Source organism: Agrococcus sp. GW821-FHT14H11 (assembly GCF_058803545.1).
The window spans coordinates 18,241-34,388 of sequence record NZ_JBXAPA010000013.1 but is presented as its reverse complement, the minus strand read 5'-3'; the positions used below and the strand labels follow the sequence as shown (position 1 = coordinate 34,388).

Here is a 16,148-nt window from a genome sequence, read left to right as displayed (position 1 = left end):
CCGCCGCTCGGCGGCGGCCAGCTCAGAGGCCGCGCACCCAGTTGCCGAGCAGGCGGATGCCCGCCTCGCCCGACTTCTCGGGGTGGAACTGCGTGGCGGAGAGGGGGCCGTTCTCGACGGCGGCGATGAACCGCTCGCCGTGCTCGGCCCACGTCACCCGCGGGGGGCGGATGCGCGGGTGCGGGTCGATGTGCCACTCGGTGGCGGCGTAGGTGTGCACGAAGTAGAAGCGCTCGTCGCGCACGCCCTCGAAGAGCACGGAGTCCTCGGGCGCCTCGACCTGCGCCCAGCCCATGTGGGGCAGGATGTCGGCGCGGAGCCTCCGCACGGTGCCCGGCCACTCGTCGAGGCCCGCGGTCGTGCCGCCGCCCTCCTCGCCGCTCGAGAACAGCACCTGCATGCCGACGCAGATGCCGAGCACGGGGCGCGAGCCGGCGAGGCGCCGGCCGATGAGCTCGCCGCCGCGGATCGCCTGGATGCCGGCCATGCAGGCGGCCATCGAGCCGACGCCGGGGACGACGAGGCCGTCGGCCTCCATGACCGCGGTGCGGTCGGCCGTGAGCGTGACGTCGGCGCCGGCCGCCTCGAGGGCCTTCGCCGCCGAGTGCACGTTGCCGAGGCCGTAGTCGAGCAGCGCGACGCGCGGCCGGGCGAGCGGGGAGCGCGTCACAGCGCGCCCTTCGTCGAGGGCACGCCGGTGACGCGCGGGTCGGGCTCGACCGCCACGCGCATCGCGCGGGCGAGCGCCTTGAACTCGGCCTCGGCGATGTGGTGCGGGTCGCGGCCCGCGAGCACCTCGACGTGCGCCGTGATGCGGGAGTTCAGGGTGATCGCCTCGAGCACGTGCCGCACGAGCGAGCCGGTGAAGTGCCCGCCGATGCGGTGCAGCTCGAAGCCCGCGGGCTCGCCGGAGTGCACGAGGAACGGTCGGCCGGAGAGGTCGACGACGGCGCGCGCGAGCGCCTCGTCGAGCGGCACGGTCGCGTCGCCGTAGCGGCGCACCCCGGCCTTGTCGCCCAGGGCCTCGGCGAGCGCGAGGCCGAGCGAGATGGCGGTGTCCTCGACCGTGTGGTGCGCGTCGATGTCGGTGTCGCCGCTCGCCTCGACCTGCAGGTCGATGAGCGAGTGCTTCGCGAAGGCCGTCAGCATGTGGTCGTAGAACGGCACCGTCGTCGAGATCGACGAGGCGCCGGTGCCGTCGAGGTCGAGCGAGAGGCGGATGCTCGACTCGCTCGTCGTGCGCTCGATGGATGCGGTGCGGGCCATGGCCTCGATCCTATTCCGCGCGCAGCGCTGCCATCGCCGACAGCAGCGCGCTCGTCTCGGCGGCGGTGCCGGCGGTGATGCGGAGGGTGTGCGGCAGCCCGACGTCGCGCACGAGGATGCCCCGCTCGAGCAGCGCCTCGAACGTAGCCCGCGGATCGTCGATGCCGCCCACCAGCACGAAGTTCGCGTCGGACGGGTAGGGGCGGTAGCCGAGCGCCGTGAGCTCGTCGACGATGCGGTCGCGCTGCGTGCGCAGCTCGTCGACGCGCGAGAGCATCGCGTCGCTGTGGCGCAGTGCCGCGACGGCCGCCGCCTGCGTGAGCGCCGACAGGTGGTAGGGCAGCCGCACCAGCCGCAGCGCGTCGATCACCGCGGGATCGGCGGCGAGGTAGCCCACGCGGATGCCGGCGAAGGCGAAGGCCTTGCTCATCGTGCGCGAGACGAGCAGCCGGGGGTGCCGCTCCAGGAGCGTCAGCGCCGTGCGGCTGCGGTCGTGGGCGAACTCGGCGTAGGCCTCGTCGACCAGCACGATGCCGCGCGCGGCCTCGGCGGCTGCCTCGACCGTCTCGAGGTCGATGGCGGTGCCGGTGGGGTTGTTGGGCGAGCAGAGGAACACCACGTCGGGATCGTGCTCGGCGATCGCCTCCCGCACCGCCTGCGGCGTGAGCGTGAAGTCGTCGGCACGGGGCACGGGCACCCAGCGCATGCCGACGCCCTGCGCGAGCAGCGGGTACATCGAGTAGGTGGGCGTGAACGACAGCAGGGAGCGCCCCGGGCCGCCGAATGCCTGGAGCACGTGCTGCAGCACCTCGTTGGAGCCGTTGCCGGCCCAGATCTGCGCGGGCTGGAGGCCGTGGCCGAGGTAGCCGGCGAAGGCCGCGCGCAGCGCGTCGAACTCGCGATCGGGGTAGCGGTTGGCGTCGGGCAGGGCACGGGCGATCTCCTGCACGATGTCGAGCGCCACGGCCTCCGGCACGCGGTACGCGTTCTCGTTCACGTTGAGCCGCACCGGCACGTCGAGCTGCGGCGCACCGTAGGGCGTCAGGCCGCGCAGGTCGTCGCGGATGGGCAGGTCGTCGAGGCTCGTCACCGAACCAGCCTAGGACCGGCGCGGATGCCGCTCGTGGCTCAGCCGGAGTAGTGCGCGGGGATCGCGAGCCGCTCGCCCGGCTGGATGGCTCCGGCGATGCCGTTCAGCAGCTCGATCTCGGCGACCACGTCGCGCGGGTCGGCCTCAGGCGCGACGGCCTCGGCGATCTGCCACAGCGACTGGCCCGGCATGACGGTGATGTGCTCGAACTGCGCCGTCTCGGCCGTCGACGAGGCGACGGCACCGGCGAGGGCGTCGCCGAGCACGCCGGCGCCGGCGAGCGCGCCTGCGGCGAGCACGGGCGCGGCGACGAGCAGTGCCAGGGCACGGCGGCCGCGAGCGGTCAGGCGCACGCGGGCACCCGGCGTGGTGGTGGTGATCGCAGTCATCGCAGTTCCTCTCGGTGGAGTCCGCGGCCGGTGCTCGGCCGGGAGCACCGGCCGCGAATCTCTGTTTCGAATCTATCTTCGATCCTCCGGATGCGTCAAGCCCTGTCGCGGAGTTTCTCCACGACACACTCGAACATCCGTTTGATCCGGGCGTCCTGTCGGATACGCTTTCGAACCACGAGGAGTCAATCGCGGGCCACTGACACGCGATGCACCTGAGGGAGCGGAGCGGGCATGACGAGGCAGCTGACCGAGAAGCAGCAGGCGATCCTGCAGGTCATCCAGCGGGCGGTGCGCCAGCGCGGCTACCCGCCGAGCTACCGCGAGATCGGCGACGCCGTGGGGCTCTCGTCGCTCTCGAGCGTCACCCACCAGCTCGGCCAGCTCGAGCTCGCGGGCTGCATCCGCCGCGACCCGTCCCGCCCGCGCACGATCGAGGTGCTCATCGACGACGAGGTCGACGAGACCGCGGGCAGCATCGACCAGGCCGCGTTCGTGCCCCTCGTCGGCCGCATCGCCGCAGGCGTGCCCATCACGGCCGAGCAGCACGTCGAGGACGTCTTCCCGCTCCCCCGGCAGCTCGTGGGCACCGGCGACCTCTTCATGCTGAAGGTCGTCGGCGACTCCATGATCGACGCCGCGATCTGCGACGGCGACTGGGTGGTCGTGCGCCAGCAGCAGACGGCCGAGAACGGCGACATCGTCGCCGCGATGCTCGACAGCGAGGCGACGGTCAAGGTGTTCCGCCAGCGCGACGGCCACACCTGGCTGCTGCCGCGCAACTCCGCGTTCGAGCCGATCCTCGGCGACGAGGCCGACGTGCTCGGCCGCGTGGTGGCCGTGCTCCGGTCGGTCTGACGGCCCGGGCGGCGCCCGGGCCGCCAGATCAGGCCCGGAACTCGGCCAGCTGGCCCGCCGCGGCCTCCGTCACCATCGCATCGATGCGCGTGCCCGCCTCGTCGTGCGTCTCGCGCAGCACCTCGAAGCGCTCGTGGAGGTCGGCCACGACATCGCCGCGGTCGTAGGGCACGAGCAGCGACACCGCGACCTGCGGGCGCGGCAGCAGCTCGGCGATCCGCGCGAGCAGCTCGTCGACGCCCTCGCCGGTGCGGGCCGACGCGAAGACCGCGTCGGGCTGCAGGCCGCGCAGCACGAGCCGCTCGTCGGCGGTCACGAGGTCGGCCTTGTTGAAGACGACGATCTCGGGGATCGAGCGCGCGCCCGTCTCGCCCAGCACATCGCGCACCGTCGCGATCTGCGAGGCCGGATCCGGGTGGCTCGCATCGACGACGTGCACGATGACCTCCGACTCCGCGACCTCCTCGAGCGTCGAGCGGAACGCCTCCACGAGCTGGTGCGGCAGGTTGCGCACGAAGCCCACGGTGTCGGCGATCGTGAACTCCCGGCCGTCCGGCGTGCGCGCGCGGCGCACGGTCGCGTCGAGGGTCGCGAACAGCGCGTTCTCGACCAGCACGCCGGCACCGGTGATGCGGTTGAGCAGGCTCGACTTGCCGGCGTTCGTGTAGCCGGCGATCGCCACGCCCGGCACCTCGAACCGGTCGCGGTTCGCGCGCTTCGCCTGCCGCGCCGGCGCGAAGCCCTTGATCTGCTTGCGCAGCCGCGCCATGCGCGAGTGGATGCGACGGCGGTCGAGCTCGATCTTGGTCTCACCGGGGCCGCGGGAGCCCATGCCGGCGCCCTGGCCGCCGACCTGGCCACCGGCCTGGCGCGACATGGACTCGCCCCAGCCGCGCAGGCGCGGCAGCAGGTACTCGAGCTGCGCGAGCTCGACCTGCGCCTTGCCCTCTCGACTCTTGGCGTGCTGGCTGAAGATGTCGAGGATGACGGCGGTGCGGTCGATGACCTTCACCTTGACGCAGTCCTCGAGCGCGCGCCGCTGGCTGGGCGAGAGCTCGCTGTCGGCGATGACGGTGTCGGCGCCCAGCTCTTTCACGATCGCGGCGAGCTCCTCGGCCTTGCCGCGGCCCACGTACGTGGCGGGATCGGGGTTGGGGCGGCGCTGCAGCATGCCGTCGAGCACGAGCGCGCCCGCGGTCTCGGCGAGCGCCGCGAGCTCCCGGAGGGAGTTCTCGGCGTCCTCCGCGGAGCCGGAGTAGACGCCCACGAGCACGACGTTCTCGAGGCGCAGCTGCCGGTACTCGACCTCGGTGACGTCCTCGAGCTCGGTGCGGAGGCCGTCGACGCGGCGGAGGGCCGCGCGCTCGTCGCGGTCGAGCTGGTCGCCGTCGGGGTCGACCGCGTCGTCACCCTCCTGGAGCGCCTGCGCGCGCGCGGCGAGCAGCTCGCGCTCGCCGGGGGCCGCCCAGGCCAGGATGCGCTCCGTCGCGCGCCCGTGACCCTCGGCCTCGGCGGGGCCGGGCTGGGTGGGGTCTGCCTCGTTCGGTGCTGCCATGCTTCGTCCTTCGCTACTGTCGTGTCCGTGCCGGACCACTACTTCTCACCCGATCCCGTCGCGCCCGAGGCGGTCCGGACCATCCGGGTCCCGCTCGACGGTCGCGAGCGGGAGATGGTCACGGCGACCGGTGTCTTCTCCGGCGACCGCCTCGACGTCGGCACGGCGGTGCTGCTGGATGCCGTGCCCGCGCCGCCCGAGACCGGTGAGCTGCTGGATCTCGGCTGCGGCTGGGGGCCGATCGCGGCGACGCTCGCGCTCCGCTCCCCCGCCGCCCGCGTGTGGGCGGTCGACGTCAACGCCCGAGCGCTCTCGCTCGTGGAGCGGAATGCCGAGCTGCTCAGCATATCGAACATCACCCCGGCGCTCCCCGAGCGCGTGCCGGCCGACGTGCGCTTCGACGCCATCTGGTCGAACCCGCCCATCCGCATCGGGAAGCCGCAGCTCCACGCGCTGCTGGAGACCTGGATCCCGCGGCTCGCGCCGGGGGCGACCGCGTGGCTCGTGGTGCAGAAGCACCTCGGCGCCGACTCGCTGCTGCGCTGGCTGGCCGAGCGCTTCGCCGGGTACGAGGTGGAGCGCGCGGACTCGCGGAAGACGTATCGCATCATCGCCGTCACGGCACCGGACTGAGCGTCTCTCCTCGGAAGACGATCTCCGCCGGACCGGTGAGCCACACGTGGCCGCGGTCGTCGAGCTCGACCTCGAGCCTGCCGCCCGGCACGTCGACGATCCACCGGTCGGCAGCATCGCCCGACCAGTGCCGCGTCGCCATGGCGGCGGCGACCGCGCCGGTGCCGCACGAGAGCGTCTCGCCGACCCCGCGCTCGTGCACCCGCATGCGGATCGAGCCCACGCCGTCGGCGATCGTGCCCGGCACGACGAACTCGACGTTCGCGCCGTCGTCCGCCGCCGGCTCGAGCGCCGGCGCGCGGTGCAGGTCGAGGCCCGCGAGCTCCTCCTCGCTCGCGAGGGCGACGACGACGTGCGGGTTGCCGGTCGAGACGTCCTGGCCCGGGCGGGGCACGTCGAGGCCGGCGGATGCGACGAGTCGGGTGCCGCCGAGCTCGAACGGCCCGAGGTCGGCCGAGAGCAGGCCGCCGCGCCGCACGACGCGCTTGAGGCCCGCCCGAGTCGCCACGTCGAGCGCGCCGCCCTCCGGCAGCTCGGCGAGCCCGGACTCGAGCAGGAAGCGCACGAAGACGCGCACGCCGTTGCCGCACATCTCGCTCAGGCTGCCGTCGGCGTTCCAGTAGTCCATCGCCCACGTGCCGGCCGGCAGCGCGTCGAGCGCCGCGTCGCCGGTCGCGCCCGCGGGCACCGCGCGGATCACGCCGTCGCCGCCGACGCCGAAGCGGCGGTCGGCCAGCTCGCGCACGCGTGCCGCGCTGAGGGGATGCGCGCCCTCGGGATCGGCCACGAGCACGAAGTCGTTGCCGGTGCCGTGGCCCTTGGAGAACGGGCCGCTCGCGCGCTGCGTCATGCCTCCAGGCTAGCGACCGCGCGCGCGGCGAGCGCTGCCGGGTCGGCGGGCGGCGCCGCCGGGTAGCGCTGGAACCACGAGACCTGCCGCCGCGCGTACCGACGGGTGAGCGCCTGGGTGCGCGCGATGGCCTCGGCCTCGTCGATCGCGCCGTCGAGCTGGTCGAGCGCCTGGCGGTAGCCGATGGCCTGCTGCGCGGTCGTGCCGCGCTCGATGCCGGCCGCGCGCAGCGCCCGCGCCTCCTCGACGATGCCGAGCCGCCACATCCGCTCCACCCGCTCGTCGAGCCGCGCGACGAGCCGATCGCGCTCGACGCGCACATGCTGGATGATCGTCGGCCGCAGCAGCGACTCCTCGGGCGGCAGTCCCACGCGGAACGGCTCGCCGGTGAGCGTCACCGCCTCGAGCGCGCGCACGAGGCGCCTGCCGTTGTGCGGTCCGATGGCGTCGGCGGCCGCCCGGTCGACGGCGGCGAGCCGCTCGTGCATGGCGGTCGGGCCCCGCTCGGCGAGCTCGGCCTCGAGCTCGGCGCGGAGCGTTGCATCGGTCGCCGGGAAGGCGAACTCGTACAGGGCGCTCGAGGCGTAGAGGCCGCTCCCGCCCACGAGCACCGGCACCGCCCCCCGGGCCTCGATGCCGGCGATCGCCGCCAGGGCCGCCTCGCGGTAGGCCGCGACGGCGGCGTCCTCCCACGGCTCGAGCACGTCGATCAGGTGGTGCGGGTGCCCCCGCCGCTCCTGGGCGCTCGCCTTCGCCGTGCCGATGTCCATGCCGCGGTACAGCTGCATCGCGTCGCAGTTCACGAGCTCGCAGCGCGCGCCGAGCGCGACCACCGCGTCGGCGATGTCGAGCGACAGCGCCGTCTTGCCGGTGCCGGTGGCGCCGACGACGGCGATGAGGGTCACGTGCCGACGCGCAGCGTGGGCAGGCCGAGCAGGACCGGGCCGGCGGCGCCCGCGGCGGCGGATGCGCCGGTGGGCGCGGGCACGCCGCACGAGTCGGCCTGCGCGCGGTCCCAGGCGTCGCCGGCGCGCGTGCGGCGGAGCGCGAGCGGTCCGCCATCGGCGATGAGGTGGAACGGCGCCGCCTCGGTGATCTCGACGGTGACGACGTCGCCGGGCCGCGGCTGCTCGCCGTCCGGCGCCGGAGCGAAGTGCACGAGGCGGTTGTCCTCGGCGCGCCCGCTCAGCCGGTGGGTCTGCGCATCCTTCTTGCCCTCGCCGACCGAGACGAGCACCTCGGCCGTGCGGCCGACCTGCGCGCGGTTCTCCTCGTGCGCGATGCGGTCCTGCAGCTCGACGAGGCGCTCGAAGCGCTCCTGCACGGCCGCCTTCGGCACCTGGTCGGGCATGGTGGCGGCCGGTGTGCCGGGGCGGATGGAGTACTGGAAGGTGAACGCGGAGGCGAAGCGCGACGCCTCGACGACCCGCATCGTCTCGGCGAAGTCCTCCTCGGTCTCGCCCGGGAAGCCGACGATGATGTCGGTCGTGATCGCCGCGTGCGGGGTGCGCTCGCGCACGCGGTCGAGGATGCCGAGGAACTTCGAGGAGCGGTAGGAGCGGCGCATCGCGCGCAGCACGCGGTCGGACCCCGACTGCAGCGGCATGTGCAGCTGCGGCATGACCGCGTCGGTCTCGGCCATCGCGTCGATGACGTCGTCGGTGAACGCCGCGGGGTGCGGGCTCGTGAAGCGGATGCGCTCGAGCCCGTCGATCGCGCCGGCCGCGCGCAGGAGCTTGCCGAAGGCCAGCCGGTCGCCGAACTCGACGCCGTAGGAGTTGACGTTCTGGCCGAGCAGCGTCACCTCGATCGCGCCGTCGTCGACGAGCGCCTGCACCTCGGCGAGGATCTCGCCGGGCCGCCGGTCGCGCTCCTTGCCGCGCAGCGACGGCACGATGCAGAACGTGCAGGTGTTGTTGCAGCCGACCGAGATCGAGACCCAGCCGGCGTACGTCGACTCGCGCTTCGTCGGCAGCGTCGACGGGAAGACCTCCAGGGCCTCGAGGATCTCGACCTCGGCGTCGCCGTTGTGGCGGCTGCGCTCGAGCAGCGTCGGCAGCGACCCGATGTTGTGGGTGCCGAAGACGACGTCGACCCAGGGGGCGCGCTCGACGATCGTCGCGCGGTCCTTCTGCGCGAGGCAGCCGCCGACGGCGATCTGGAACCCGGGCCGCTCGCGCTTCGTCTTGGCCAGGTGGCCCAGGTGGCCGTAGAGCTTCTGGTCGGCGTTCTCGCGCACCGCGCACGTGTTGATCACGATGACGTCGGGGGCGCCGTCGACGGCGGCGGCGTAGCCGGCCTCCTCGAGCGAGCCCCGCAGCCGCTCGGAGTCGTGCACGTTCATCTGGCAGCCGAACGTCTTCACCTCGTAGGTGCGCTGCGGGGCGATCGCGGACATGCCCTCAGCGTACCGAGCGCGCGAGCGGGGCGGACCGCGTGGCCCGCCCCGCTCGTGCTGCCGCGGCCGACTCCCGCCGGCGCGGCGATCAGCCCTGGGTCAGGGTGACGTCGTAGCCGCTGTCGCCGTTGCCGTCGACGCCGGTGAGCTCCATCGTCTCGAGCTGCGCGGTGCCGGTGTACGTGAGGCTCTGGATGTTCTCGATGCCGCCGATGAAGATCGTGATCTGGTCGCCCGCGACCTCCCACGTGTCGCCGGCCTCGTCCCAGTTCTGCCCGTTCCAGTCGTTGAGCAGCACCGTGCCGTCGCCCTCGAGCACGAGATCCATCGTGTTGCCCGCGGCGTCCTCGCCCGACCAGGCGGTGTCGGCGAGGTCGACCGAGGCCGAGCCGGTGTCGCCGCCGTCGCCGGAGGGCGCGGGAGCCTGCGTCTCGGTCGTGGTGCCGCCGCCCATCGGGGGCAGCTGGAAGCAGCCCGTGAGGGCGAGGAGGGAGGCGGCCGCGATGGCCGGGACGGCGAGGATCCTGGTGCTCTTCATGGCTCGAATCTAGCCCTCTCCCAGGAACCGAGACTGGATGCGTCCTGGAGGTCTCCCGGACGCACTGCGGTCACCGGAAGCGCGGGCCCTTCGGCCGCGTGCGCTCGATCGCGACGCGCACGGCGGAGCCTCCGAAGCCCCGCCGCTGCAGCCACCCGGCGAGGCGGCGCTCGGCGGTCTCGTCGTCGAGCGAGCCCATGCGCCGCCGTCGCTCGCCGGCGGCGTCGATCGCCCGCTGCAGCTCGTCGTCGCGATCGGGGTCGTCGAGCACCGCGGGGTCGAGGCCGCGCCGGCGCAGCTCGGCCGAGACGCCGCGCTCACCCAGCTGCTTGCGCTCGCGCAGGCGGTCGGCGAGGTCGCGAGCCAGCTGCGCGTCGTCGACGAGTCCCTCGGCGGCGAGCCGATCGAGCACGCTCGCGCGCACCTCGGGCTCGACGTCGCGGCGCTCGAGGGTGCGATCGAGCTCCTGCCGGCTGGCGGCCCTGCGCCCGAGCGCCCGCAGCGCGATGGAGCGCGCCGACTCCTCGTCGACGCGCTCCACCGGGGCCGCGTCGCCCGGCTCAGCCGCCTCCTCGGGCTCGTCGCGCTGGGCGACCCAGGCGGAGAGCTCGGTGATGGCGGCGAGCCGGTCGCGATCGCTCACGCGCCCTGGCGCTCCTGGCGGCGGGCGTCGAGCGACTCGACGCTGCCCTTGGCGTCGGCTGCGGCGGCCCTGCCCGCGCCGATGCCGAGCTTGGTCAGGATCTGGCGCTCGATGTCGGCCGCGATGTCGGGGTTGTCGATGAGGAACTGCCGGGCCTTCTCCTTGCCCTGCCCCAGCTGGTCGCCGTCGTACGTGAACCAGGCGCCCGACTTGCGGACGATGCCGTGCTCGACGCCGAAGTCGATGAGGCTGCCCTCGCGGGAGATGCCGACGCCGTAGAGGATGTCGAACTCGGCCTGCTTGAAGGGCGGTGCCATCTTGTTCTTGACGACCTTGACGCGCGTGCGGTTGCCGACCGCGTCGGAGCCGTCCTTCAGCGTCTCGATGCGACGGATGTCGAGCCGCACGGACGCGTAGAACTTCAGCGCCTTGCCGCCCGCGGTGGTCTCGGGGCTGCCGAAGAACACGCCGATCTTCTCGCGCAGCTGGTTGATGAAGATCATCGTCGTCTGCGTCTGGTTGAGGCCGCCGGTCAGCTTGCGGAGCGCCTGCGACATGAGGCGGGCCTGCAGGCCCACGTGGCTGTCGCCCATCTCGCCCTCGATCTCGGCGCGCGGCACCAGCGCCGCGACGGAGTCGATGACGATCAGGTCGATCGAGCCTGAGCGGATCAGCATGTCGGCGATCTCGAGCGCCTGCTCGCCCGTGTCGGGCTGGGAGACGAGGAGCGCGTCGATGTCGACGCCGAGCTTCTTGGCGTACTCGGGGTCGAGCGCGTGCTCGGCGTCGATGAAGGCGGCGATGCCGCCGTTGCGCTGGGCGTTGGCGATCGCGTGCAGCGTCAGCGTGGTCTTGCCCGAGGACTCGGGGCCGTAGATCTCGATGATGCGGCCGCGCGGGAGCCCGCCGATGCCGAGTGCGACGTCGAGGGCGATCGAGCCGGTGGGGATGGTGTCGACCGGTGCGCGCTCCTCGCTGCCGAGGCGCATCACCGACCCCTTGCCGAACTGACGGTCGATCTGCGCGAGCGCCGCCTCGAGCGACTTGTCGCGGTCTGCGGGTGTGGGCATTGCCGGCCTTTCCGTTGGTGGTGCGCTCACGCTACGTCCGGCCGCTGACATGCGTGCGGCTCGGGTCGCCACCTGTGGATGACGGCCCCGACGAGCACCTCGAGCCTACGCCCGGATCGAACGAGTCTTCGAACGTTGTCTCGGCGTGTCGCGCGCGGCCCTCAGCGCTGGGGCTCGCGCATCCCTCGCCCGTGCCGGCGGCTCGCCGGGACGTCCTTCGCGTCGCACAGCGCGCGCCACACGTCGCGCGCCGGGACGCCGGCGGCGAGGGCCTCGGCGCCGGTCCGGCCGCCGAGGCTGCCGAGCGTCGTGTCGGTCATCAGCACGGCGCCCAGGGCGCCGAACTCCTCCTCGATCGCGATCTGCAGCTCGCTCGTCCGCATCCGCGGGCCCTCAGCGCACGGCCGAGTCGAACTCCGCCACGAGCTCGTCGGGCAGCGTGTCGGGCACGGTCGAGCCGAGCGGCTCGAGCTCGCTGTAGCCGAGGCCCTCGAGCACCGCCAGGCGGTCGCCCACCTGGTGCAGGATGCTCGACAGCGGCACCTCGAGCGCGTCGGCGACCGACGCGAGGATCTCGCTGGAGGCCTCCTTCTGGCCGCGCTCGACCTCGCTGAGGTAGCCGAGGGCGACCGAGGCGCGCGAGGCGACCTGGCGGAGCGTCCTGCCCTGTCGCAGGCGCACGTCGCGCAGCACGTCGCCGATCTCCTGTCGTACCAGCACCATGGTCTCCCCCTTCACCGTGGTCGGATGCATCAGCCTAGTGGCAGCGATCCCGCCGCCTGCTGAAGCCCTCACGACCTGGACAACGCCAGTGTCACACCGGGCATTCCGCGGCGGGCACTGCTCACTGTGTGGATTCGCTGTGCATCCGGAGGTCGGTGCGCTCGAGCGCAGCGTCGAGGTGCGCGAGGGCCGCCTCGAGCGCGGCGCGCCGCACCTCCTCGCGATCGCCGCGCACGAGGTGCGACGACGACTCGGCGACGAGCCCGCCCACGGTGTCGAGCTCGATGCCGATGTGGAACTCCCCCGGCGCGTGGTCGTCCTGGGCCGCGGGGCCCGCGACCCCCGTGGTCGCCACGCCGATCGTGCAGGCGCCGCGATCGATCGCCGCCAGCTGCCGCACGCCGCGCGCCATCCAGATCGCCACCTCGGGATCGACCGGCCCGCGCTCCTGCAGCAGCCGCGCCGGCACCCGCAGCACCTGCTGCTTCATCTCGGTCGCGTACGCCACGACGCCGAGGCGCAGCACCGACGACGCGCCCGGCGTGCGCACGAGCGTCTCGGCGACGAGGCCGCCCGTGAGCGACTCGGCGACCGCGACGGTCACGCCCCTCGCCGCCGCCCTCGCGACGATCCTCGCTGCGACCGCCTCTGCATCCATCACCGGCTCCTCACCGCGTGCACGACGAACTCCACCCCGGAGTAGATGGTGAGCGCGACCGCGACCGTCATCGTGACGACGCACACCCAGACCGCCCAGTCGCCGAGCCACGCCTGCAGCGGCAGGAGCGCGAGCGGCAGCGCGATCGCCTGCGCCATGGTCTTGGCCTTGCCCGCCCAGTCGGCGGCGATCACGACGTCGCTCGCGACCACGAGCCGGTAGGCGGTGATGCCCCACTCGCGCAGCAGCACGACCGCGGTGATCCACCACGGCAGCTCGCCGAGGATCGACAGCACCACGAAGGCGCTGCCCGTGATCGCCTTGTCGGCGATCGGGTCGATGAGCTTGCCGAAGTCGGTCACGAGCCCGCGCCCGCGCGCGATCTGCCCGTCGACGAAGTCGGTGGCGATGAGCACCGCGAACAGCAGCGCGCCCATCGTGCGCGCGAGGCCGGGCTCTGGGTTGGTGAGCGCAACGGCGATGAACACCGGGGTGAGCAGGATGCGCACGACCGAGATGATGTTCGGCACGCTGGCGACGCTCGCAGGCTCGTCGCCGCGGCGCCAGACGCGACCGCGCCACGGGCTCAGGATCCCCATGGAGGCAGGCTAACGCGTCAGTCGCGGCCCGTGAGCGACCACGCGTCGTCGTCGCCGCCCTCGGCCTCGACGACCTCGAGCCCGTCGCGATTCGCCTCGTCGAAGGGGTCGGCGTACCGGTCGTCGGTCTCGACCCACGCGCCCTCGTCGTCGTCGGATGCGTCGGCGGGCTCGGGCGCGGCAGGCGCGGCGGCCGCGACGGGCGGCGCGGCGGGTGCGGCCGGCGCGGCGGCCGGCGCCGGGCCCTCCCCGCGCAGCGAGGCGAGCACGGCGGCGAGGCCGTCCGGCGGCACGAGCACGTCGCGCGCCTTCGAGCCCTCGGACGGGCCGACGATCTCGCGGGACTCGAGCAGGTCCATGAGGCGACCGGCCTTCGCGAACCCGACCCGCAGCTTGCGCTGCAGCATCGAGGTGGAGCCGAACTGCGTCGAGACGACGAGCTCGGCGGCCGCGCAGAGGTCCTCGAGGTCGTCGCCGATGTCGCTGTCGATCTCGCGCTTCTCGGCGACCTCGGCGACGTCGTCGCGGTACTCGGGCTGCGCCTGCCCGGTGACGTGCTGCACGACGCGCTGGATCTCGGCCTCGTCGACCCACGCGCCCTGCACGCGCATCGCCTTGTTCGCGCCCATGGGCAGGAACAGCCCGTCGCCCTGGCCGATGAGCTTGTCGGCGCCCGGCTGGTCGAGGATGACGCGCGAGTCGGTCACCGAGGAGACCGCGAACGCGAAGCGCGAGGGCACGTTGGCCTTGATGAGGCCGGTCACCACGTCGACGGAGGGGCGCTGCGTCGCGAGCACGAGGTGGATGCCGGCCGCGCGCGCGAGCTGCGTGATGCGCACGATGGAGTCCTCGACGTCGCGCGGCGCCACCATCATGAGGTCGGCGAGCTCGTCGACGACGACCAGCAGGTACGGGTAGGGCTTGAGCGTGCGCTGGCTGCCGGCGGGCAGCACGATCTCGTCGGCGCGCACCGCCTTGTTGAAGTCGTCGATGTGCTTGTAGCCGAACGACGCGAGGTCGTCGTACCGCATGTCCATCTCCTTCACGACCCACTGCAGCGCCTCGGCGGCCTTCTTGGGGTTCGTGATGATGGGCGTGATGAGGTGCGGCACGCCCTGGTACGCGGTGAGCTCGACGCGCTTCGGGTCGACGAGCACCATCCGCACGTCGGCCGGGCTCGCCCGCATCAGCAGGCTCGTGATCATCGAGTTGACGAACGACGACTTGCCGGAGCCGGTGGAGCCGGCCACGAGCAGGTGCGGCATCTTCGCGAGGTTCGCGACGACGTAGCCGCCCTCGACGTCCTTGCCGATGCCGATCGTCATCGGGTGCTTCGAGTCGGCGGCCGCGCGCGAGCGCAGCACGTCGCCGAGCTTGACGGTCTCGCGGTCGGGGTTCGGGATCTCGATGCCGATCGCCGACTTGCCGGGGATGGGCGAGAGGATGCGCACCTCGTTCGAGGCGACGGCGTACGAGAGGTTCTTCGACAGGGCGGTGACGCGCTCCACCTTGACGCCCGGCGCGACCTCGATCTCGTAGCGGGTGACGGTCGGGCCGCGCGAGAAGCCGGTGACCTTCGCGTCGACGTTGAACGAGCCGAGCACCTGGGTGATCGCGGCGACGATGTCGTCGTTGGCCTGCGACCGCGCGCGGGGCGGGTCGCCCTGGCCGAGCGACGCGATCGACGGGAGCCGGTAGGGGCGCTCGCGCGCGGGGGCGGGGGCCGCGGCGGGCGGCGCCGCCGGCGCCTCGGCGACCTCGCCGGTGTGGCGGCGCATCGCCTCCTCCGCCTGCTCGAGCGAGGCGAGCACGGCGGTCGCGTAGTCGTCGTGCTCGTCGGGCGCCGGGGTCGCCGCGGGCAGCGGCTCGGGCGTCGACGCCGGCACCTCGTCGACGCGCGTGGTCGGCTGGTCGCGGTCGATGAGCACGGGCGTGTCGTAGGCCGGGTCGACCTCGCGCCAGGTGGCGTTGCGGCGCCAGAACGGCAGCGCGTCGGGATCGTCGTCGACCGGCTCGTCGTCGGCGGCGTCGGCCGCCTCGGCGCGGGCGAGCTCCTTCGCCTCCTTGCGCGCGCGGCGGGCCTCCTCGCGCTCCTCGGCGCTCGCGGTCTCGACGCCGAAGAGGTAGCCGTAGAGCTCGACGAGGCGCTCGGGGATGCGGTTGGGCGCCGTGCGGGTGATGACGAGCACGGCGAGCAGGGCCACGAGGCCGCAGACGATGCCCGCGCCGATCGGGGTCAGCAGCGCCGCGAGCGGCGCCGAGGCGACCCAGCCGAGGATGCCGCCCGCGTCGGCGAGCGCCGGCATGCCCTGCGACGCATCCGGCATGCCCAGCACCACGTGGCACAGGCCCGCCACCGAGATCAGCAGCAGGGCGAGGCCCACGCCGACGCGGCCGTTGTCGCTGACGGAGGCGGGGTGGCGGAACATCCACAGCGCGAGCAGCACGAAGACCACGGGCAGCGCGATCGCGACCTGGCCGAAGAGCCCGCCCCACGTGTAGGCCGAGATCGCCTGGGCGACCGGGTTCGCGGGCAGGATCCACTCGACCACGGCGCCGAGCACGGCGAGGATCGTGAGGAAGAAGGGCACGCCGTCGCGGCGCTCCTCCTTGGCGAGCGACTCGCGGCCGAACACGCGCGCGGCGGCGCCGGTCGCGTGCGCGAGCCCCATCCAGGCGCGCTGCCCGACGCCGGGGCCGGTCTCCTCGAACGTCGGCTGCACCGTCGTCGCGCGCGTCTGGCGCTGCGTCTTGGCGGTGCTCGCGGTCGACTTCCCCTTGGGCTGCGGGCGCGTCGGCTTGGTGCTCGTGGACATGCGCACACCCTAGATCGAGGCGGCGACAGGGACGGGGAGGCGCTCCGCGCCTCCCCGATCCC

18 protein-coding genes are annotated in these 16,148 nt (G+C 73.4%); 2 read left to right on the top strand and 16 right to left on the bottom strand.

Annotation, left to right across the window (positions count from 1 at the left end; translation table 11 throughout):
- Window positions 1–22 precede the first annotated feature (22 nt).
- From hisH to AC1RNL_RS12750, 4 genes are read right to left on the bottom strand one after another with little or no spacing between them, the layout of a single operon-like run.
- Window positions 23–670, bottom strand: a complete 648-nt coding sequence (gene hisH, locus AC1RNL_RS12765) for an imidazole glycerol phosphate synthase subunit HisH (RefSeq protein WP_246990728.1) — start codon at window positions 668–670, stop codon at window positions 23–25.
- Window positions 667–1,275 carry an imidazoleglycerol-phosphate dehydratase HisB gene (gene hisB / locus AC1RNL_RS12760; protein ID WP_492935452.1) on the bottom strand — a complete coding sequence of 203 codons (609 nt, stop codon included), beginning with the start codon at window positions 1,273–1,275 and terminating at the stop codon, window positions 667–669. The genes hisH and hisB overlap by 4 nt, the downstream gene beginning before the upstream one ends.
- Window position 1,276: 1 nt before the next feature.
- Entirely contained in the window at window positions 1,277–2,356 is a 1,080-nt protein-coding gene (locus tag AC1RNL_RS12755; protein WP_492935445.1) for a histidinol-phosphate transaminase, read from the bottom strand.
- A 38-nt stretch (window positions 2,357–2,394) separates the two neighbouring features.
- Window positions 2,395–2,745, bottom strand: coding sequence for a hypothetical protein (locus AC1RNL_RS12750; RefSeq protein ID WP_128189551.1), 351 nt, complete (start codon window positions 2,743–2,745; stop codon window positions 2,395–2,397).
- A gap of 234 nt (window positions 2,746–2,979) precedes the next feature.
- Between AC1RNL_RS12750 and lexA the strand changes: the two genes are divergently transcribed.
- The gene (gene lexA, locus AC1RNL_RS12745) at window positions 2,980–3,603 is read left to right on the top strand and encodes a transcriptional repressor LexA (RefSeq protein ID WP_492935444.1); all 624 of its coding nucleotides are present in this window, start codon (window positions 2,980–2,982) and stop codon (window positions 3,601–3,603) included.
- 28 nt (window positions 3,604–3,631) lie between these two features.
- On the opposite strand, the gene hflX is transcribed toward lexA, so the two are convergent.
- Window positions 3,632–5,158, bottom strand: coding sequence for a GTPase HflX (gene hflX, locus AC1RNL_RS12740; protein ID WP_492935443.1), 1,527 nt, complete (start codon window positions 5,156–5,158; stop codon window positions 3,632–3,634).
- Window positions 5,159–5,185: 27 nt separating this feature from the next.
- Between hflX and AC1RNL_RS12735 the strand changes: the two genes are divergently transcribed.
- Entirely contained in the window at window positions 5,186–5,791 is a 606-nt protein-coding gene (locus tag AC1RNL_RS12735; protein ID WP_364194976.1) for a class I SAM-dependent methyltransferase, read from the top strand.
- On the opposite strand, the gene dapF is transcribed toward AC1RNL_RS12735, so the two are convergent.
- The 11 genes from dapF to AC1RNL_RS12680 form a co-directional block, all read right to left on the bottom strand.
- Window positions 5,775–6,641, bottom strand: a complete 867-nt coding sequence (gene dapF / locus AC1RNL_RS12730; RefSeq protein ID WP_364194919.1) for a diaminopimelate epimerase — start codon at window positions 6,639–6,641, stop codon at window positions 5,775–5,777. The two genes, AC1RNL_RS12735 and dapF, sit on opposite strands and share 17 nt — an antisense overlap.
- On the bottom strand, window positions 6,638–7,546 hold the full coding sequence (gene miaA / locus AC1RNL_RS12725) for a tRNA (adenosine(37)-N6)-dimethylallyltransferase MiaA (protein WP_492935442.1): 909 nt from the start codon (window positions 7,544–7,546) through the stop codon (window positions 6,638–6,640). Before miaA ends, dapF begins: the two co-directional genes overlap by 4 nt.
- Window positions 7,543–9,039: a tRNA (N6-isopentenyl adenosine(37)-C2)-methylthiotransferase MiaB gene (gene miaB / locus AC1RNL_RS12720; RefSeq protein ID WP_492935441.1), complete on the bottom strand. Its 1,497-nt coding sequence runs from the start codon at window positions 9,037–9,039 to the stop codon at window positions 7,543–7,545. Before miaB ends, miaA begins: the two co-directional genes overlap by 4 nt.
- Before the next feature lie 88 nt (window positions 9,040–9,127).
- Window positions 9,128–9,577 (bottom strand): hypothetical protein, encoded by a 450-nt coding sequence (locus tag AC1RNL_RS12715; protein WP_128189557.1) that lies wholly within the window; start codon window positions 9,575–9,577, stop codon window positions 9,128–9,130.
- Window positions 9,578–9,647: 70 nt separating this feature from the next.
- Window positions 9,648–10,220 (bottom strand): regulatory protein RecX, encoded by a 573-nt coding sequence (locus tag AC1RNL_RS12710; RefSeq protein ID WP_128189558.1) that lies wholly within the window; start codon window positions 10,218–10,220, stop codon window positions 9,648–9,650.
- A complete protein-coding gene (recA, locus tag AC1RNL_RS12705) occupies window positions 10,217–11,290 on the bottom strand; it encodes a recombinase RecA (protein WP_128189559.1) in 1,074 nt (357 codons plus the stop codon). The genes AC1RNL_RS12710 and recA overlap by 4 nt, the downstream gene beginning before the upstream one ends.
- Before the next feature lie 161 nt (window positions 11,291–11,451).
- Window positions 11,452–11,673: a DUF3046 domain-containing protein gene (locus tag AC1RNL_RS12700; RefSeq protein WP_128189560.1), complete on the bottom strand. Its 222-nt coding sequence runs from the start codon at window positions 11,671–11,673 to the stop codon at window positions 11,452–11,454.
- Window positions 11,674–11,683: 10 nt separating this feature from the next.
- Window positions 11,684–12,013, bottom strand: a complete 330-nt coding sequence (locus tag AC1RNL_RS12695) for a helix-turn-helix domain-containing protein (RefSeq protein WP_128189574.1) — start codon at window positions 12,011–12,013, stop codon at window positions 11,684–11,686.
- Between the two features lie 121 nt (window positions 12,014–12,134).
- Window positions 12,135–12,671, bottom strand: coding sequence for a CinA family protein (locus AC1RNL_RS12690; protein ID WP_492935440.1), 537 nt, complete (start codon window positions 12,669–12,671; stop codon window positions 12,135–12,137).
- A complete protein-coding gene (pgsA, locus tag AC1RNL_RS12685; protein WP_128189562.1) occupies window positions 12,671–13,270 on the bottom strand; it encodes a CDP-diacylglycerol--glycerol-3-phosphate 3-phosphatidyltransferase in 600 nt (199 codons plus the stop codon). The genes AC1RNL_RS12690 and pgsA overlap by 1 nt, the downstream gene beginning before the upstream one ends.
- A 17-nt stretch (window positions 13,271–13,287) precedes the next feature.
- Window positions 13,288–16,086 carry an FtsK/SpoIIIE family DNA translocase gene (locus tag AC1RNL_RS12680; RefSeq protein ID WP_492935439.1) on the bottom strand — a complete coding sequence of 933 codons (2,799 nt, stop codon included), beginning with the start codon at window positions 16,084–16,086 and terminating at the stop codon, window positions 13,288–13,290.
- Window positions 16,087–16,148: the final 62 nt, after the last annotated feature.